General features: G+C 47.0%; 19 protein-coding genes. 17 read left to right on the top strand and 2 right to left on the bottom strand.

Features of this window, described 5'->3' with window-relative positions:
- Position 1: 1 nt before the first annotated feature.
- The 17 genes from BMW45_RS04320 to BMW45_RS04240 all read left to right on the top strand — a co-directional run bounded on the left by BMW45_RS04320 (position 2) and on the right by BMW45_RS04240 (position 16143).
- Positions 2 to 823 (top strand): sugar phosphate isomerase family, encoded by an 822-nt coding sequence (locus BMW45_RS04320; protein WP_092240824.1) that lies wholly within the window; start codon positions 2 to 4, stop codon positions 821 to 823.
- Between the two features lie 15 nt (positions 824 to 838).
- Positions 839 to 2002 carry a class II fructose-bisphosphate aldolase gene (locus BMW45_RS04315; protein WP_092240822.1) on the top strand — a complete coding sequence of 388 codons (1164 nt, stop codon included), beginning with the start codon at positions 839 to 841 and terminating at the stop codon, positions 2000 to 2002.
- A gap of 56 nt (positions 2003 to 2058) precedes the next feature.
- Positions 2059 to 2547, top strand: coding sequence for a glucose-6-phosphate isomerase (locus BMW45_RS04310; protein ID WP_092240820.1), 489 nt, complete (start codon positions 2059 to 2061; stop codon positions 2545 to 2547).
- The gene (locus BMW45_RS04305; RefSeq protein ID WP_143057007.1) at positions 2496 to 3320 is read left to right on the top strand and encodes a glucose-6-phosphate isomerase; all 825 of its coding nucleotides are present in this window, start codon (positions 2496 to 2498) and stop codon (positions 3318 to 3320) included. The genes BMW45_RS04310 and BMW45_RS04305 overlap by 52 nt, the downstream gene beginning before the upstream one ends.
- An 88-nt stretch (positions 3321 to 3408) precedes the next feature.
- Complete coding sequence (locus BMW45_RS04300) at positions 3409 to 4197, top strand: ABC transporter permease (protein WP_092240816.1); 789 nt, start codon at positions 3409 to 3411, stop codon at positions 4195 to 4197.
- Complete coding sequence (locus BMW45_RS04295) at positions 4173 to 4964, top strand: ABC transporter ATP-binding protein (RefSeq protein ID WP_092240814.1); 792 nt, start codon at positions 4173 to 4175, stop codon at positions 4962 to 4964. The genes BMW45_RS04300 and BMW45_RS04295 overlap by 25 nt, the downstream gene beginning before the upstream one ends.
- Before the next feature lie 12 nt (positions 4965 to 4976).
- On the top strand, positions 4977 to 6086 hold the full coding sequence (locus tag BMW45_RS04290) for an ABC transporter substrate-binding protein (RefSeq protein ID WP_092240812.1): 1110 nt from the start codon (positions 4977 to 4979) through the stop codon (positions 6084 to 6086).
- A 95-nt stretch (positions 6087 to 6181) separates the two neighbouring features.
- On the top strand, positions 6182 to 7681 hold the full coding sequence (locus tag BMW45_RS04285; RefSeq protein WP_092240810.1) for a sensor histidine kinase: 1500 nt from the start codon (positions 6182 to 6184) through the stop codon (positions 7679 to 7681).
- 14 nt (positions 7682 to 7695) lie between these two features.
- Positions 7696 to 8379, top strand: a complete 684-nt coding sequence (locus BMW45_RS04280; protein ID WP_092240808.1) for a response regulator transcription factor — start codon at positions 7696 to 7698, stop codon at positions 8377 to 8379.
- 91 nt (positions 8380 to 8470) lie between these two features.
- Entirely contained in the window at positions 8471 to 9616 is a 1146-nt protein-coding gene (nagA, locus tag BMW45_RS04275; RefSeq protein WP_092240806.1) for an N-acetylglucosamine-6-phosphate deacetylase, read from the top strand.
- A 26-nt stretch (positions 9617 to 9642) separates the two neighbouring features.
- A complete protein-coding gene (locus tag BMW45_RS04270; RefSeq protein WP_092246159.1) occupies positions 9643 to 10437 on the top strand; it encodes a sulfite exporter TauE/SafE family protein in 795 nt (264 codons plus the stop codon).
- A 72-nt stretch (positions 10438 to 10509) separates the two neighbouring features.
- A complete protein-coding gene (locus BMW45_RS04265) occupies positions 10510 to 11226 on the top strand; it encodes a sulfite exporter TauE/SafE family protein (RefSeq protein ID WP_092240804.1) in 717 nt (238 codons plus the stop codon).
- 118 nt (positions 11227 to 11344) lie between these two features.
- A complete protein-coding gene (locus tag BMW45_RS04260; protein ID WP_242882896.1) occupies positions 11345 to 12694 on the top strand; it encodes an L-fucose/L-arabinose isomerase family protein in 1350 nt (449 codons plus the stop codon).
- Between the two features lie 83 nt (positions 12695 to 12777).
- Positions 12778 to 13788, top strand: coding sequence for a LacI family DNA-binding transcriptional regulator (locus BMW45_RS04255; protein ID WP_092240800.1), 1011 nt, complete (start codon positions 12778 to 12780; stop codon positions 13786 to 13788).
- A gap of 255 nt (positions 13789 to 14043) precedes the next feature.
- Complete coding sequence (locus BMW45_RS28705; RefSeq protein ID WP_278320768.1) at positions 14044 to 14178, top strand: hypothetical protein; 135 nt, start codon at positions 14044 to 14046, stop codon at positions 14176 to 14178.
- A gap of 16 nt (positions 14179 to 14194) precedes the next feature.
- A complete protein-coding gene (locus BMW45_RS04245; RefSeq protein WP_092240799.1) occupies positions 14195 to 15049 on the top strand; it encodes a class II fructose-bisphosphate aldolase in 855 nt (284 codons plus the stop codon).
- Entirely contained in the window at positions 15046 to 16143 is a 1098-nt protein-coding gene (locus tag BMW45_RS04240; protein WP_242882895.1) for an SIS domain-containing protein, read from the top strand. The genes BMW45_RS04245 and BMW45_RS04240 overlap by 4 nt, the downstream gene beginning before the upstream one ends.
- Before the next feature lie 85 nt (positions 16144 to 16228).
- Here the strand turns inward: BMW45_RS04240 and BMW45_RS04235 are convergent, their stop codons facing one another.
- Both BMW45_RS04235 and BMW45_RS04230 read right to left on the bottom strand, forming a co-directional pair.
- Positions 16229 to 17068, bottom strand: coding sequence for a sugar phosphate isomerase/epimerase family protein (locus BMW45_RS04235; protein WP_092240797.1), 840 nt, complete (start codon positions 17066 to 17068; stop codon positions 16229 to 16231).
- Between the two features lie 24 nt (positions 17069 to 17092).
- A complete protein-coding gene (locus tag BMW45_RS04230; RefSeq protein WP_242882894.1) occupies positions 17093 to 17761 on the bottom strand; it encodes a carbohydrate ABC transporter permease in 669 nt (222 codons plus the stop codon).
- Positions 17762 to 17807 lie beyond the last annotated feature (46 nt).

The following is a 17807-nucleotide window of genomic DNA, read 5'->3' as shown; positions in this document are numbered from 1 at the left end:
CATGAAGCATGAATATTACGGATACCATAAGGAAGCCCTTTTGAAGAATCCGAAGATGAGACTGTTTTGTATGAAGGATAACAGTGAAGTGTTCCGTCAGATGGCTGAGCAGATGGCAGAAGAGATAAAAAGCCATAATGCCAGGGGAGAAAAGACCGTATTCATCTGCCCGGTAGGACCGGTTGGACAGTACCCTTACTTTGTGGAAATGGTGAATGAGGAAAATATAAGCTTGAAGAATGTTTGGTTCATAAATATGGACGAATACCTGGATGATGAAAAGAGGTGGATCTCAGAAGATCACCCCTTAAGTTTTCGGGGATTTATGGACAGAAACGTTTATTCTAAAATCAGGCCGGAGCTAATAATGCCGGGGGAGCAGAGAATTTTCCCGGATCCGGACAACCTCTCTTATATTCCTGAGCTGATTGAAAGGCTTGGAGGTGTGGACATGGTCATAGGAGGCATCGGCATTAACGGTCATGTGGCGTTTAACGAGGCGGACGGTACGATGAGTGCAGAGGAATTTCTGGCTCAGAAGACAAGGGTTTTAAAAATAAGCCCGGAAACAAGGGCGGCCAATGCCATCGGCGATTTTAACGGAGCATTAGAGGATATGCCTTCTTACTGCGTCACAGTCGGAATCCATGAGATTGCGCATGCAAGAAAAATCCGTTTGGGCTGCTTTCGAAACTGGCACAGAGCCGTGGTACGGAGGGCCGGATACGGTGAGCCAACCCCGGAATTCCCTGTAAGTCTTTTGCAAAACCATCAGGACATCACCCTTACGTTTACAGAATTTGTAGCAGCCTTAACCGATTGAATATAGGAGAAACAGATGAGCTTAATACCACTTAGACCTCTTATGGAGGCCTCCATAAAATATGGCTTTGGTCAGGGCGGTTTTAACGTGAATGCGGTCGCCCAGGCCAAAGCAGTAATCGAAGTACATGAAATGTTCCGTTCCCCTGCCATTTTGCAGGGGGCGGATTTGGCAAATGGATTCATGGGAGGACGGATTGATTTTCTAAATGCAACCCTGGAAGATAAAAAAGCCGGGGCGAGAAATATAGGAAATGCGGTAAAAAAATACGGATTGGATTCTGATATTCCGATTGTTCTCCATTTAGATCACGGCAGAGACTTTGATTCCTGCGTGGCGGCCATTGAAGGCGGTTATACTTCCGTCATGATCGACGGTTCTTCCCTGCCTTTTAAAGAAAACATTGAGCTTACCAGGGAAGTGGTAAAGTATGCCCATGGCAGAGGAGTCAGCGTAGAAGGGGAACTTGGAGTACTTGCCGGCGTGGAGGATCACGTATTTTCTGATTCTTCCACTTATACCAATCCATTGGATGCAGTGGAATTCTTCCAGAAAACCGGCGTTGATGCCCTTGCGATATCCTATGGCACCATGCACGGGGCCTCTAAGGGAAAGGATGTAAAGCTGCGTAAGGAGATTGTCATTGCCATAAAGGAATGCATGAATCATCTGGGGATTTTCGGGGCTCTGGTTTCCCATGGCTCCTCTACCGTGCCGAAATACATCGTAGATGAGATCAATGGTCTTGGAGGAAAGCTGTCTAATACCGAAGGAATATCCATGGAACAGCTTACGGCTGCCATTGGAGCAGGAATCAATAAGATTAACGTGGATACGGATATCCGCCTTGCTGTTACCAGGAACATGAAGGAATTCTTTGAAAGGTATCCGGAAAAGAGGAACAGCGGGTCAATCGGCGCCATTTATGAGCGGCTGGAGACTATGAAGGAAGCTTTTGATCCCAGGTTATTCCTGCCTCCCATCATGGATACAGTGATGTACGGAACCATCCCCAATGAGGATGTAGCTGCCATTGTGGACTGCGTGGAACGTGGAGTAAAGGAAGTTGTTGGAGCCTTGATCGTGAAGTTCGGCTCCTACGGGAGGGCCCCGCTGGTTGAATGTGTGACCCTTGATGAAATGGCAGAACGTTACCGAAAAATTGATAAATGGCTGTAAAGAAAAGCCGGTTCAGAGAAAGATCTGGATCGGCCTTTTTGAAATGGAGGGAAGGCATGAACGTCACAATTGATTTGAAAAAAGCAGAAACTTATTTCGGGGAAGAAGCTTTTAAGGTCAGCAGGAAAAGGGCAGGAGAGGCCATGAACATGCTGCTTACCATGGAGGACCATGACAAAGTTCTGGGCTGGGTTTCCCCGGTCATACCGGATGATGAGCTGAAGGCAATAAAGGCAAAGGCAGAGGAGATCAAAAAAGAGGGGGACCTTTTTGTCCTTGTGGGAGTAGGGGGATCCAACCAGGCAGCCAGGGCTATGATAGAGGCCCTGGCAGACGGGAAGGGGCCGGAGATCCTCTATATGGGAAATACGCTGTCCCCTTATTCCGTCAGCAGAATGTTAAAGCGGATGGAGGGACGGAACGTCTATATCAATGTCATTGCCAAGAATTTTGAGACGCTGGAGCCGGGAAGCCATTTCCGAATCCTGCGCCAGTGGATGAAGAAGAATATGACAGTGAGGAGATGGCAAAGCGGATCATTGTGACTGGTACGAAAGGTTCCAGGCTGGAGGAGATTGCAAAAGAAAACGGTTACTTGTTTCTTTCTTTCCCCTCATCAGCAGGAGGACGGTACTCCGCATTTTCTCTGGTCTGCCTGTTGCCCATAGCTGCAGCAGGGCTTGATCCGGACAAGTATCTTGCCGGGATGAAGAGGGCAGCAGAGGACTGCCGGGCCAATCCAGCTTCCAATCCCGCGGTACTTTACGGGGCAGCCAGAAACCTGTTATATGGGAGGGGATATGATATTGAGATGCTGGTATCCTTTGAGCCCCGGTATTCTTATCTGACAAAATGGTGGGTACAGCTTTTCGGAGAAAGTGAGGGAAAGGAGAAAAGGGGAATCTTTCCTTCCTCAGCAATTTATTCCGAGGACTTACATTCCATCGGCCAGTATATGCAGGAGGGAAGACGATGCCTTATAGAGACCTTTGTCTCAGCAGAGAATCCCGGCGCAGGGGCGGTGATTGAGCCTGATCCGGAATTTAGGGACGGATTTGACTATCTGGATGGCATGGATTTTCACCAGATGAACAAGGCTGCTGAGGAAGCGACCCTGAACGCCCATTGGAGGGGAGGGGTGCCCTGCCTCCGTTTTCTGACAAAAAATGTTTCAGAGGAAACCTTTGGAGAATTGTTTTATTATTTTATGATGGCATGCGGGATCTCGGGTACCATGATGAATATAAACCCCTTTGACCAGGAAGGGGTGGAGGAATACAAGAGAAGCATGTTTGCCGCCCTGGGAAAAAAGGTATGATAAAATATCCCCCTCCCCAGACCTCTTTTTTGGGTGTAAACTACAGATAGTAAAACATTCGAGAAAGACAGAGAGGGAAATGGTAAACATGAGCAGTAAAAAAAAGAACAGTATGTTAAACCGCATTCCTGCAAAGCTATGGATGCTGCTGTCCATCCTGGCAGCATTTCTGCTATGGATCTTCATAGCGTCTACGGATGCTGGCGGAGTCATCTTTGCAAAGCCGTGGGAGGTAATATCCAAACTGATGGGAAAGCTGCAGGACGGAACCCTGTGGCCCCATATTTATATTAGTCTGTTCCGGGTAATCGCAGGTTTTCTCTGCGGCTTCATCGCATCGATTCCCATTGCATTTCTTATGGGCTGGTACGCACCGTTTCGGAATCTGGTGGCACCCTGGATCCAGTTTGTGAGAAATATTCCGCCGCTGGCCTATATTCCCCTCGTCATTGCGGGGGCAGGAGTGGGGGAAAAGGCAAAGATCATCGTAATATTTATCGCTTCATTCCTCGTACTGGTGGTCACCATTTACCAGGGCGTCTGCAATGTGGATGTAACATTGATTAAGGCGGCAAAGGTACTTGGAGCTACTGACCGGGATATATTCTTTCAGGTAGTCATACCGGCTTCTACGCCATTTATCCTGGTGGGGGCCAGGCTTGGACTTTCCGCTTCTTTAACCACCCTGGTGGCGGCAGAGCTTACAGGAGCGTCTAAGGGGCTCGGAATGATGATCCAAAAGGCACAGGGCTATTACGATATGGCGACCGTACTTATGGGAATCCTGATTATCGGCGTAATTGGCCTTACCTTTGAACAGATTGTACGATACTTGGAAAGGAAGTTGACCGGATGGCAGGAGACAATGCAGCAGTAAAAGTAAAAATTGATCATGTAGTAAAAACATATATTACCCGCAAGGGAGAGATGACAGCCTTAAACGGAGTCAGCCTTGATATAAAAGAGAATGAGTTTATCTGTGTGGTAGGCCCATCGGGCTGTGGAAAGTCAACGCTGCTCAATATCATCGCCGGACTTTTGGAGCCTACCTCAGGAAGCGTTTACGTGGATGGCAAGGAGGTGGAGGGCCCGGGACCGGAGCGGGGGGTTGTGTTCCAGCAGTACGCCTTGTTTCCATGGCTCACGGTACTTAAAAATGTGGAATTCGGCTTAAAGCTTAAGGGGATAAAAGGGGAGCAGGCCAGGGAAGAAGCCATGAAATATTTAAGAATGGTGGATTTAGAACCGTTTGCGGGCGCCTATCCAAAGGAACTGTCAGGCGGAATGAAGCAGAGGGTTGCCATAGCCAGAGCCTATGCGGTAAATCCCCAGGTGCTTCTCATGGACGAGCCTTTTGGAGCCCTGGATGCCCAGACCAGGACCCAGCTTCAGTCAGAGCTTTTAGCTACCTGGCAGAAAGAGCGTAAAACCTGCTTTTTCATCACTCATGACGTGGATGAGGCCATTATTCTGGCTCAAAAGGTTATCATTATGAGCGCCAGACCAGGGCGGATTAAAGAGATTGTGGAGATCGGGATTCCATATCCCAGAACCCAGGAAACAAAGATGACACCGGAATTTTTAGAATTAAAAAATTACATATGGTCCCAGGTGTATCAGGAATATTTAGAGATCAGGAAATAGGAGGAGAAAGGAATGAAAAAAAGAATTTCGTTACTTATGGGGATGGTAATGACGGCAGCGGCTTTGACCGCATGCACGGGCGGAGCAAAGACGCCTGCAACTACGGCAGCACAGACTAAAGCAGAAGACACGAAGGCAGAAGACACGAAAGCAGAGGAAACAAAAGCAGAAGAAACCAAGGCAGAGGAAACGAAAGCTCAGGATATCACAAAGCTTAGGATTGCCTATATGCCCAATATGGGAAGCGCTTCTCTGGCCGTTACGGCAAGGGAAAAAGGCTATTTTAAGGAAATGGGTCTGGAAGTGGAGATGGTGGAATTTCAGGGAGGGCCAGCTGAAATTGCAGCCATGGCTTCCGGTGATATTGATATTTCCCAGATCGGACACGGAGCCCACGCTCTTTGTGCATCAGGGGAAGCGGTGATCTTCCAGATAGACTGCACTAGCTTAGCCGATGCTGTCATCGGCAACATGGCAAAAGGGATCAATTCCATTGAAGATCTAAAGGGCAAAAAGGTTGCCGTAACCAGCGGTACATCTGCAGAAATCATCCTGAACCTGGCTCTTAAGTCTAAGGGAATGACGACAGATGATGTTGAACTGGTGGAAATGGATGCCAACGGCACCGTATCAGCCGTCATCAGCGGCAATGTGGATGCATGTGCCACCTGGTCACCGGGAACCGGAACTATCATGAAAGCTCTAGGAGACAGTGGAATCATGTTAGCCAATAATCAGGATTATTTAGACCAGGTAACATTTCCTTCCAGCTTTATCACCACTCAAAAATATGCCGATTCCAACCGTGATGTTCTGGTACGCTTTGCCAGAGCTCTTCAAAAAGCCGGGGATTACCGGGCGGAGCATATCGATGAGATCGCAAAGCTGGTAGCAAAACAGTGTGAGGTTGACGAAGCCACCATGCTGGCAACTACGGAAGAAGGAAACTGGCTGACCGGAGAATTTATAGGAAAAGCTCTGGCAGACGGAACCATCAAATCATATTATGAGAACCAGCAGAAGGTGTTCTTAGACGCAGGCCGCCTGGAGAAACCGGTAGATGTAAACAATTATGTTCTCTTTGACATCATGCAGGAAGCATATGATGAAAACCACAAATAATATATAATTGTAATTTTAAATGGAGGTATCCGGTAATATCGGGACACCTCCATTTGTGGCGCACAGGGATTTTAAAATGATTCAGGAGGAAAGCTATGCTGTTTGTCGTATTGTTCTTTATTTTATCCTCCTCTATAGCGATTTTTTTCCTTAGAAGAGATAAACAGACAAAGCTGATGCTGGGGCTTTGCGTCAGCTTTGTCTGCATGTTTATCGGGATTATCATTTACTTATCAAAGACCGGCGGGCTGCAGACCGGTCAGAAGTTCTTCTTATTTTTTGATTTAAGGATTCAAAGAAAATTATCCTATATGATATTTCCATTAAGGAAGCTGGGGTATATGATCGCTATGGGAAGAACCCTGTTTCCGGGATTTTTGCTTATGCTTGCCTTTGATTATTCCATGATTCCCTGGATCCTGCGGAGCAAATCCAGACATATCCTGATTATGGTGCTGCCCTGTATGACGCTGATTCTCTACTATCCCTCCCTGTTTTTAGGGCTTGCAAAAACGGGAAAATGGATTCAGTTTCTGGTTATAAATTTCACAATTTTGTGGATCGCCTGTTATCTGGCGGCTGCTTTATGGCTTCTGGTTCATGAATACAAAAGCATTACCATCCCTTACTGCAAAAGACAGTTCCGCTATATTATGGTGTTTCTGATCTGTATGGGAATTATGTATTGCTTTTATTTCCGCCAGGATCCGATTCAGGTATATCAGATGTATTCCGCAGAGTATATGAGATATGGCGGGCTGCTTTATTCTACGACGGGAGCCGTCAGCAGGTGGATGGTACTGTCGGTGCTTACCACGCTGTTTGGAATTCTGGGATTTTTAAGCCTTAAATCCTATACGGTTATGGAGCACGAGGAGACCAGGGGAGATGTGATCATTCAAAAGAAAATGGATATGGCAAGTAAAGGCCTTTCCGTGTTTGTCCATGGTATGAAGAATCAGTTATTGTCCAACCGGGTCATACAGGAACGGATCAGAGAGGAACTGGAAAAGACCGATCCTGATAAGGAAAAGCTCCTGGAATACTCCCATATGCTTGAAACCATCAATCAGAATATGATAATCCGGATGGAAGAATTATATAGGAGTGTTAAATCCAATTACATGACTCTGGTACCCACGGAAGCTTCAGAAGTGGTCCGTAAGGTTCTGGACCGGTTTCATGAGAAATATCCAGATGCAGAGGTGGAAAGGGAGATAGAAGCCAGAACATTGATCCTGGCTGACTCTGTTCATTTAAGCGAGGCCCTTTATAACCTGGCGATTAATGGCTATGAAAGTATCCTGGAATCCGGCAGGCAGGAAAAGCACTTAAGTATAAAGGTATACCATGAACGGCTTTATGTGACCTTTGAGATCCAGGATAATGGAAGGGGCATATCCAGGCAGGTACAGAAAAAAATATTTGATCCGTTCTATACCAGCAAGAACACCAATAATAATTGGGGACTTGGGCTATATTATGTGAGACAGATCATAAAATACCATTTTGGAATGCTGAAGTTAGAAAGTACGGAGGGAGAGGGGACCACCTTTTTTGTCGCGATACCGAAGTGTAAAAACCAGGATGAGTAAGGAAGGGGAATAAGATGATAAAGGTGCTGATTGCAGAGGATTTTACCATACTTTGTGATGATTTAAAAAAGCAGCTGGAAAGGGATGAAGAGATAAAGGTAATAGGCTGCGCCACCACAGGAAAGGAAATCGTGGAAATGGCCCTTGAAATGGCTGCAGATGTGATCTTGATGGACATTGAGATGGAATCCAGGAATGCCGGAATTCTTGCAGCCGAGCACATCCGGGATATAAAGCATGACCAGAAGATCATCTATCTGACCGTTCACGAGACCGAGGATATCATCATTACTGCTATGGGAACCGGGGCTGTGGATTATGTTGTGAAAGGCGGAGCTATAGAGAATCTGATCGAACATGTTAAAAATGCCCACATGGGAAAACCGGTGATGGAAGCAAGAATACAGAAGACCATTATGAACGAATACAAAAGGCTGCAGCGTTCGGAGCGGAGCCTGTTATACTTCATTAATAATGTTTCCCAGCTGACAGCCGCGGAGCGGGAGCTTGTGAAGCTTCTTTTGGAGGACAGGAAAATAAAGGAAATTGCAGGAATCCGCTGTGTGGAAGTCATAACCGTCAAAACCCAGATAAAAAGCCTTTTAAGAAAATTTGGCTGCAGCAGGTCAAAGGAAATTGTCTCTATTATCAGGGAATTAAATTTGTCCCATTTATTTGAGGAGCAAACGTTTGGTTAAATAAATTGGAATTTTTAGTCGAATTATGATATGATAAAAATATATCGTATGAAAAAAGCGGCGGTCTGAAGAATGAGAAAGGGGAACTTTTATGAAAACGTTATTCAGAAACGGGCGGTTTTATGTAAACGGCACCTTCGTTTTGGGAGACTTGCTGGCAGAGGATGGAGTAATACGGGAGATATCAGAAGTTCAAGGCGGGGATGCAGCCGTTGTTTATGATATGGAAGGAAAGCTGGTAGTTCCGGGATTTATCGATATACATACCCACGGAGCCGCAGGGGTTGATGTGAACAAGGCAACAGCGGAGGATTATGAAACAATCTGCCGCTTTTTTGCCGCCCAGGGGACAACGGCCTGGTTGGGGTCGGTGCTTACGGATACAAAGGAGCAGACCCTTTGGTGCATAGAAGAGTATAAAAAATGGAAAACCAGAGAGCACCAGGGAGCGGAACTTTTAGGAATCCACTTAGAAGGTCCCTTTCTGTCACCGGAATATAAAGGAGCCATGCCAGAGCACCTGCTTCGAAAAGGGGATTTGGAGCTCATTAAGGAATATCAGAAGGCGGCAGAGGGTGAAGTCAAATATATCACATTGTCACCTGAAATAGAGGGCAATATTTCCATGATACCGGAATTAAAGAAGCTTGGAATCCAAGTGGCCATCGGCCATTCTGGAGCTGATTACGATACAGCGTGTGCGGCCATTGAGGCGGGTGCCAGAGGCGCCACCCACACGGGAAACGCCATGAAGCTTCTGCATCAGCACTTTCCAGCGATCTGGGGTGCTGTGCTGGAGTCAGACAAGGTATTCTGTGAAATCATTTGTGACGGACGTCATCTCCATCCTGGAACGGTCCGGCTGATTATTAAGACCAAGGGACTGGATCAGGTGGTGGCTGTGACAGATTCCATTATGGCAGCAGGGCTTCCGGATGGGAATTATAAGCTGGGAGTGAATGATGTTATTGTGGAAAACGGAGATGCCAGACTGGCTTCTGGAGGAAGCCGGGCAGGAAGCACTTTGACCATGGGAGCTGCATTAAAGAATCTCCTGGAATATACGGGAAGGCCTCTTCGGGAAGTACTCCGGTTTCTTACGGAAAACCCGGCAAGGCTGATCGGTGTTTATGACAGGATGGGTTCCATTGAAGCGGGAAAAGAAGCGAACCTGGTGGTACTTGATGAAGCATGCAAGGTTCTTAAGACATATGTACATGGAAGAGAATGCCGCTGATACCGGCGAGGAAGGATTTTGATAAAATGAGCGGTTATTTATATGGATTGTTTCTATTGATCAGTTTTGGCGCATCCATTGCAGGCGCCATCTGCGGAATTGGCGGAGGCGTTATCATAAAGCCCACATTGGATGCATTTGGGGTATTAAGCGTATCTGCGATCAGCTTTCTGTCAGGTTGTACTGTGCTTGCAATGACCTGTTATTCTGTAATCAAAGGGAAAATGAGCGGAGAGTCTCTGGTGGATATGAAGACGGGGACCCCTCTTGCCATAGGGGCTGCCATAGGGGGAATTGTGGGAAAGTCGATGTTCCAGGCAGTTTCTTCCTTGTTTGCAGACAAGGACATGGTGGGGGCTGTTCAGGCAGCCTGTCTCCTGGTGATCACTCTGGGAACGCTGATCTATACGATTAAAAAGGACAGGATCCATACTCATCATGTGACCAATCCGGTCATTTGCGTGCTGATCGGACTGGTGCTAGGGATCCTTTCTTCATTTTTGGGAATTGGAGGGGGTCCTATCAATCTGGTGGTGCTGTTTTTCTTTTTTTCCATGGATACGAAGGCAGCCGCCCAGAATTCCCTCTACATCATCCTGTTTTCCCAGATCACAGGACTTTTGAATTCCCTGGTAACAGGAACGGTTCCGGAATTCTCCATCTGGCTTTTGGTCCTTATGGTGATAGGCGGGATCTTAGGCGGGATGAGCGGCCGGGTGATCAATAAAAAAATTGACGAAATGGTAGTGGATAAGCTGTTCCTGTTTTTGATGGTAGTCATTATTGGAATTAATATATATAATATTTATCAATTTATGTAAACCGTCAGGGCTGTTGCGGATACGGTTCGCTTCAGTTCTTTTTGCTACACGGAATCAGGAAAGGAGACTTTGATGATAGGAATATTGGTTGTGGCTTTTTCAGCTCTTCTTGGAGGTCTTGTCCAGGCGGTAACAGGTTTTGGAGGGGCGATCATCATTATGATTTTTCTTCCCCTCATCCTGTCCATGAATGCGGCTCCTGCTTTAAGTGATGTGATTACCATGATCCTGTCCTTTTCTATGTTCTGGCGGTACCGGAAGTCGGTAAGGGTAAAGCCGATTCTCCTTCCTGCAGGGATCTATCTGGCGGCCAGTACCATTGTCATACACTGGTCTGCTTATTTTGATGCCGGTAAGCGAAAAGGGATTTTTGGCCTGTTTCTCATAGGGCTGGCTGTTTATTTTTTCTTCTTTTCTGGGAAAACCAGAGTAAAGCCATCACTGTCAATGGGAGCGGCCTGCGGGCTGGCGGCCGGCATATGCGGCGGCTTTTTTGGGATCAGCGGTCCGCCTATGAGCCTTTATTATCTGGCTGTCCTGGATTCGAAAGAGGAGTATCTGGGGACATTAAATGCATTTTTTTCCATTACCGTGGTTTTTAACATCATCGCCAGGATCTCCAATGGATTCCTGACCGCGGATCTGGTCCCTTATATGGCCATTGGGATTGCGGCGATATTGGCAGGAAGTGCCTGGGGCAGCAAACTGGTGGCGCGGATCGACCGAAAGACTATGAGCATGTGCGTATATGGCCTCATGGCAATCGCCGGGATCGTTGCACTGCTGTAGAAATTAAAAAAAAGAGGAAGGGGATATTGACAAAATAAATTAAATATGGTACATACGTATTATACACACGAGTTGATATTGAATAAAATTGTGCAGTATTTTTACGTATTGGAGGGAAATGATGAAAACAAAACTAAATATTGGGTTTGTTACTACCTATTCCGGCAGGTGGCCCAAGGAGGTTCCGGAACAGAGAAACCGGGAATATGGGGACTGGCTGGCTGATCATCTGCCGATGGCCCAGATCGTGAGGGCTTCCATTCTGGGCAGCAGCCGGGAGGCGGTAGAACAGGTGACAAGGGAATTTAAGGAACAGGACGTAGATGTGATCGTCCTGGTCTATGGTGCATTTACAGGAGATGACGTGGCGTCTTATCTGGCGGAGATGGTAAGAGTGCCCCTTATCTTATGGGCGCCCTATGAAATACCTTTTGAAAAGGATGACAGGCTATATTCCAATGCACTTTGTTCCATGACAATGAATGCGGCTGCCATCAGAAAGCATGGGGCAACCTATCATACCGTATACGGAAGCCTGGAGGATGAAAGGGCGTCGGAAAAGGTGAAAAACCTGGCTCTGGCCTATGGCGTGGTAAAGTCCTTACGGCATACCAACCTGGGGCTTTTTGGTTACCGTCCCACAGCTTTTTACAACTGCAGCTTTGATGAAAGCCTGATCCGCAGGACCTTTGGGGTAAAGATCGAAGAAACTGATTTAAAGGTGGTATTTGACCGGATGGCAGAGCTTTCCGGAGAAGAATGGAAGGCTGACATGGAAAAGATGTTCTCTGAATATGACACAACACAGCTTCCTGAGGGACATTTGGAGAACCATTCCAGACTGTATCTGGCTCTTAAAGAGGTTATGAGTGAGCAAAAGTATGATTTTGCAACGATCAAATGCTGGCCTGAAATGGGAAATCTTCATACAACGCCCTGTGCAGTCCTTGGACGTCTGGCTGATGAGGGAGTTAACATCGGCTGTGAAGGGGATGTGGATGCAGAGCTGGCCCAGATGACGGAATACTATCTTACGGGGAAGCCAAGCTTTATTACAGACTTAATCAACATTGATGAAAAGGAGAACGTGATTACCTTCTGGCATTGCGGAAATCCTGCTCCATCCTTGTGCAATAAGGATTATAAAGTTCAGCTTAGAAATCATCCTCTGGCCGGCCAGGGCACTGCATTTTATGGGGCTTTAAAGCCTGGGAAAGTGACCATTGCAAGATTCTGCAACTTAGACGGAGGCTACAAGCTTTTCCTTATGAGAGGAGAGGCTCTGCCCATGGACCGGTATACAAAGGGGGCCATGGCTAACGTAAGAGTGAAACGCCCTGTAAGAGAAGTGATAGAAGGGATCATAGCAGAGGGAATTCCTCACCATTACAGCATCGTATGGGAGGATGTGGCAGAAGCCATGAAGCAGGTATGCGGACTGCTTGAAATTCCAGTCATTGAGATGTAGCTTGGAAATAACCGTTGACACCATTTGAACCAGACGGGTATAATGAAAATATACATACGAGTTTATAGTGAGGAGACAGGATTATGAGTCAGAATGGCGAACGGGTGACAAGGTCGGATGTGGCGAAGGCTGCAGGAGTCAGCGAGACAATCGTATCCTATGTAGTTAATAACAACCGCTACGTGGCAAAGGAAAAGAGGCAGAGGGTGGAGGAGGCCATTGCAGCCCTTCATTACAGGCCCAATAACGTTGCACGGGCTTTGAAGGGAAAGCGCAGCAACCAGCTTCTCTTTATTGCGGATCAGATCACCAACGAATATTTCAGCCGGATCGTCAGTGAGATGGATAAATATGCCTATGATGCCGGATTCCTGATTTCCCTGTGCGCTAACCGGAATACGCCGGAGTTTGTCTCCCAGGTGATCAGCCGGCAGTATGACGGCATCATCATCAGTTCCATCAGTTTTCCCATGGAATATGTAGAGTCCTTTGGAAAGGCGGGAATACCGGTACTGCTGTTTGAACACAGAACCCATGGCGAGCTTCCTGAAAATGTGGCAACTCTTGCTTCCGGCCTGTATCCGGGAGCCAGAATGGCGGTCAGCCATTTAGTCGGCAGTGGAAGGAAGCATATCATATACATTGACCGCATCAGCAAAAAAGGAAATGTGAGCGGACCTACGGACCTGCGACTTAGCGGATACCTTGACGAGATGAGAGAGAACGGGCTTTATGCCGGTGAAGATACGGTCATTGCGGGTTGTCATTCGGAAGAGGAGCTGGCAGGGGCAGTTGTTAAATATTTAAAGGATCATAAGGAAACAGACGGAATCGTGGGGCGGAATGATATGGTGGCCTGCATCGCCATGTACGCGGCTGTTGGCTGGGGAAAGAGAGTGCCTCAGGATATGGGCGTGGTAGGGTTTGACAATTCCAGCATCAGCATGTTTTGCTTTCCCAGGCTTACGACCCTGGAGATGCAGCGGGAGGCTATAAGCAGGACAGCCATTGACATGATGGTTCAGATGATCGGCGGAAAGCGTCCGGAGAGTGCAAGATTTGAAACAAAGCTGATTGTAAGAGAAAGCACATAATGATTTATTCAGGAGGAAAAACACAGGTTTCTCCGGATGATATACACACGAGTGTATAGGGAAATATGGGGATGATATCGTCCTGAAAAATCTGGTTTTAATAAAACAAGCGGAATCTTAAAGAAAGAGAGGGTATTTTATGAAAAAGAGAAGATTAGCAGCGCTGGCACTTGTTAGTCTCATGGCGCTCATGCATCAACCCTGATCCAGACAGATGCCTTACGAACTCTGTCGGCAGGGGTTGCACTCCGTTATTTGGGCGAGCTTTCCTATGACTGGTCCCTGATCAACACCATTTCCATTGTGGGTACCATCCCTATGGTGGAGATATTTTTCTTCTTCCAGAAATATATGGTCAAGGGCCTGGTAGCGGGTGCAGTAAAAGGATAAAAAAGGAGAAAAAACCATGCTTGTAACAAACAAAGAGAATTTAAAGAAGGCAGCAAAGTCAGGGTATGCCATCCCGGCTCTCAATACCCAGGGAGGAAATTATGATATCATCTGGGCTGCCTGCCGGGCGGCGGAGGAAATGAAATCTCCTGTCATCCTTGCCCACTACGTATCCACAGGAGCCTATTCCGGCCACGACTGGTTTGTACAAGTCTGCAAGTGGTGTGCGGACAAGGTTTCTGTACCGGTATCCATTCATCTGGACCATGGCGGGGATTTTGATATCTGCATGGAGGCGCTGAAGCTGGGTTTTACTTCCTTAATGATCGACGGCTCGGAAAAGCCTGTAAAGGAAAATGCGGCTATGACCAACGAGGTATTAAAGGTGGCCAGGTGCTTTGGAGTGCCGGTGGAAGCCGAAATCGGAGAGCTTTTGCGCCTTGATAACTTAGGGGAAGTGATGGAAAATAAGAATATTGTGAATCCTGAGGAAGTAAAAGCATTTTTAGAGCTGTGCCGGCCGGATTCCCTGGCCATCGGCATCGGCAATGCCCACGGATATTATAAGGGTGAACCGGACATCCATCTGGAGGTCTTGGAGGCAGTGAGGAAGTTTACGGATATTCCCCTGGTCCTTCATGGCTGCACCGGAATGAAAGAAGATATCATAAGAGAGGCCATTAAGCTGGGAGTGGCGAAAATTAATTTCGGTACGGAAATCCGCTATCAATACGTAAACCACTATGAGGAAGGTTTAAAGAATATGGATCATCAGGGGCATTCCTGGAAGCTGTCCCAGTATGCCAATAGCAGGCTGACAGAGGATATTAAGGATATCATCCGCCTGGCAGGGTCAGAAGGGAAAGCATGATTTACTTAAGAATGAAAGAACAGTATGAGAGGAGTCTTGACATGGAAAAGAAAAACAGCCAGTTAACTTACAGCGAGGTATATAAACAGCCTGAATCCTTTGAAGCGGTCAATAAGTCATTGGAGGATATTTACAGAGTCCTGGATCAGGCGTTTGCAGAGGAATATGATGAACTGATCTTTACCGGCTGCGGTACCAGCTTTTATCTGGCCCAGGCTGCCGCACATGCCTTTTCTGCTTACAATTGCCTTCCGGCTAAGGCCATGTGCTGTTCCGAGCTTTACTACTTCCCGGAGACATTTGTGAAAAACAGAAGGGTTTTGGTACTTCCCATTACCAGGAAAAGCTATACCACCGAGGTCCGTATGGCAATTGAAAAGGTAAGAAGCTTTCCTGGAGTAAAAACCCTGGCCATCACCTGTGATAAGGACAGTGCGGCTTATAATGATTATATGATCCTGTCTCCGGATACTGCCGAGGACAGCGTGATCATGACCCGTTCCTTTACCAGCATGGTTTATTTGTCGGTGATCATGGCCATGTACGTAGGAGGGAAGAAAGATGAAGTGGCTGCTATGGCAGACTATGGGAACAGCGCAAGGGATGTCCTTGTGAAAATGGATGTCCTGGCTAAGAAAATCATCGGTGAGAATGAACATTTAAACTTGTTCATTACCCTGGGGCAGGGCATTTACTACGGGGTTGCCAATGAGTGCATGAATAAGATTAAGGAAATGGGAATCTCAAATTCAGAAGCATATTACAGCCTGGAATACCGCCATGGTCCCATGAGTCTGGTGGATGAGAATACCCTGGTTCTTTTCTTAAGCCATTCGAAAACCGTGGAAGAGGATGCAAAACTCCTGGCTCAGATGAAGGGATATGGTGCGGTAACGGCGGCAATCGGAAATACTGCTTCTGTGGATATGAAAGAGGCAGATTATTGCCTGGATCTGCCTTATGGGTATAATGACATGCAGAATGCGGCGATAATCGGACTTATCGGACAGTTTATCGGTTATTACATTGCTGAGAAAAAGGGCATTGACGCGGATCAGCCAAGACATTTGTCCCAGGCAATTGTGATTCAGTGATTTTAGAAATTTTCTGAGAAATATAGGAATCCATAAAAAGAGCTGCCCATGACTGATTATCATGGGCAGCTCTTTTCATGTAAAATTATTCTTCCTTTATCAGTTGTTCCAGGAGATTTTTAGCCTTGAGAATATCCTTTTTCTGCTCTTCGCCGGATATTTCCCGTTCTATGGTAATATCTCCCGCATATCCTATTTCTTTCAGCTTTGCCACAAAGGCGGGATAATTCACTTTTCCCTCTCCGAGAGGAACCTCTTCACCAAGCATATGACCGTCCGTAGGATATTTTCCATCCTTTCCGTGAATTCCCATCACGTATTCCCCGAATACTTCCAGGGCGTCTACCGGGTTGGCTTTGCCGTACATGATTAAATTGGCAGGGTCCAGGTTGATTCCCACATTGCCTTTTCCTGTATCCTTTTCGATATCCTGTATGGCTCTTTTTAATGTGACCGGGGTTTCCTGGCCTGTCTCAAAAAGGAAATTCTGCTGATTCTTTTTACACTGTTTTACCAGCGCTTTTAAGCATGTCAGGACGCCCTGGTAATGGGGGTCGTAGGGATTTTCCGGCATGTAGCCCACGTGGGTTGCCACATCCCGAACATGGATCATGGCAGCGAAATCAATTCCTTTTTCCAGCATCTTCATTCTCTCAAAACGGAATGCCTCGGGCACAAGACCCAGGGTAAGCTGACCGTCATAGAAATCCCATACTTTTGGACCTTCCCATCCGCACCAGAAGGCGGTGATATCCACTTTGTGACGGATTGCTGCGGCATGTACCTTATCTGCAGTGTTCTCATTCATCAATTCCTGGTCCCAGCACACCAGCTGGCAGCTTTCCATGCCCATAGAGCGCAGCTCCGCAAATTTACCTTCCACATCCGTATCCTGAAATAGTTCAATCAAACTTCCGATTCTCATAGGAAATACCTCTCTTTCTTTTTATCAGCCCTTGACAGCTCCGGCCGTAATGCCTCCCACAATATGCTTCTGCATGAAAACAAAGAAGATCAGGCTTGGGGCCATGGACATCACGATTCCCGGAAGGGCGTGTTCCCAGTCCGCCGACTGGGCGGAAAACTGCATGTAAAGCGCATTCTGGATGTTCATTGCCCGGGCATTTCCTCCGACGATCAACTGGTTGGTGATGATATCATTCCATGTAGCAAGAGTGTCCAGAACCACGACTGTTGTCAGGATGGGCTTTAGCAGCGGGAGAACAATGGTGAAATAGGTCCTCACCTTGGAAGCACCGTCAATACAGGCGCATTCCTCCAGCTCAATGGGAACATTTTTTACAAACCCATGAATCATATAGACTGCCAGGGGCATACACAGCCCTGTACTTACCAGGATATATCCGATCTTATTCCCTGTCATGCCAAGACTTGCCACCAGCCTGGTCAAAGTGATCATGTAGGACTGGAAGGGTACCATCATTGGCATGATAATGAGTGCAAAGCACGCCGCGGACAATCTGCCCTTTGTCCTTGCCAGCTTATAGGCCGCCATAGGAGCCAGCAGCGCGATCACGCATACTGTGCATGCCGTATATAGCAGGGTATTGCTGATGAGCATCGGAAATCGGAATTTCGTCCATGTTTCCATGTACATGTTAAGACTCCAGCTCTCAGGGAGGGCCAGGAACTTTTGAAGCATG

Origin of the sequence: Lacrimispora sphenoides (assembly GCF_900105215.1) — a bacterium.
In the GTDB taxonomy this organism is placed as follows: Bacteria; Bacillota; Clostridia; order Lachnospirales; family Lachnospiraceae; genus Lacrimispora; species Lacrimispora sphenoides_A.
This window is presented reverse-complemented; position numbering and strand designations above follow the sequence as displayed.

Bases quoted from the DNA above. Each gene is read 5' to 3' on its own strand.
- BMW45_RS04245 (WP_092240799.1), top strand. From the start codon at position 14,195: ATGCTTGTAACAAACAAAGAGAATTTAAAGAAGGCAGCAAAGTCAGGG.
- BMW45_RS04315 (WP_092240822.1), top strand. From the start codon at position 839: ATGAGCTTAATACCACTTAGACCTCTTATGGAGGCCTCCATAAAATAT.
- BMW45_RS04265 (WP_092240804.1), top strand. From the start codon at position 10,510: ATGATAGGAATATTGGTTGTGGCTTTTTCAGCTCTTCTTGGAGGTCTT.
- BMW45_RS04290 (WP_092240812.1), top strand. From the start codon at position 4,977: ATGAAAAAAAGAATTTCGTTACTTATGGGGATGGTAATGACGGCAGCG.
- BMW45_RS04300 (WP_092240816.1), top strand. From the start codon at position 3,409: ATGAGCAGTAAAAAAAAGAACAGTATGTTAAACCGCATTCCTGCAAAG.
- BMW45_RS04320 (WP_092240824.1), top strand. From the start codon at position 2: ATGAAGCATGAATATTACGGATACCATAAGGAAGCCCTTTTGAAGAAT.
- BMW45_RS04280 (WP_092240808.1), top strand. From the start codon at position 7,696: ATGATAAAGGTGCTGATTGCAGAGGATTTTACCATACTTTGTGATGAT.
- BMW45_RS04310 (WP_092240820.1), top strand. From the start codon at position 2,059: ATGAACGTCACAATTGATTTGAAAAAAGCAGAAACTTATTTCGGGGAA.
- nagA (WP_092240806.1), top strand. From the start codon at position 8,471: ATGAAAACGTTATTCAGAAACGGGCGGTTTTATGTAAACGGCACCTTC.
- BMW45_RS04260 (WP_242882896.1), top strand. From the start codon at position 11,345: ATGATGAAAACAAAACTAAATATTGGGTTTGTTACTACCTATTCCGGC.
- BMW45_RS04255 (WP_092240800.1), top strand. From the start codon at position 12,778: ATGAGTCAGAATGGCGAACGGGTGACAAGGTCGGATGTGGCGAAGGCT.
- BMW45_RS04235 (WP_092240797.1), bottom strand. From the start codon at position 17,068: ATGAGAATCGGAAGTTTGATTGAACTATTTCAGGATACGGATGTGGAA.
- BMW45_RS04270 (WP_092246159.1), top strand. From the start codon at position 9,643: ATGAGCGGTTATTTATATGGATTGTTTCTATTGATCAGTTTTGGCGCA.
- BMW45_RS04230 (WP_242882894.1), bottom strand. From the start codon at position 17,761: ATGTACATGGAAACATGGACGAAATTCCGATTTCCGATGCTCATCAGC.
- BMW45_RS04295 (WP_092240814.1), top strand. From the start codon at position 4,173: ATGGCAGGAGACAATGCAGCAGTAAAAGTAAAAATTGATCATGTAGTA.
- BMW45_RS04285 (WP_092240810.1), top strand. From the start codon at position 6,182: ATGCTGTTTGTCGTATTGTTCTTTATTTTATCCTCCTCTATAGCGATT.
- BMW45_RS04240 (WP_242882895.1), top strand. From the start codon at position 15,046: ATGATTTACTTAAGAATGAAAGAACAGTATGAGAGGAGTCTTGACATG.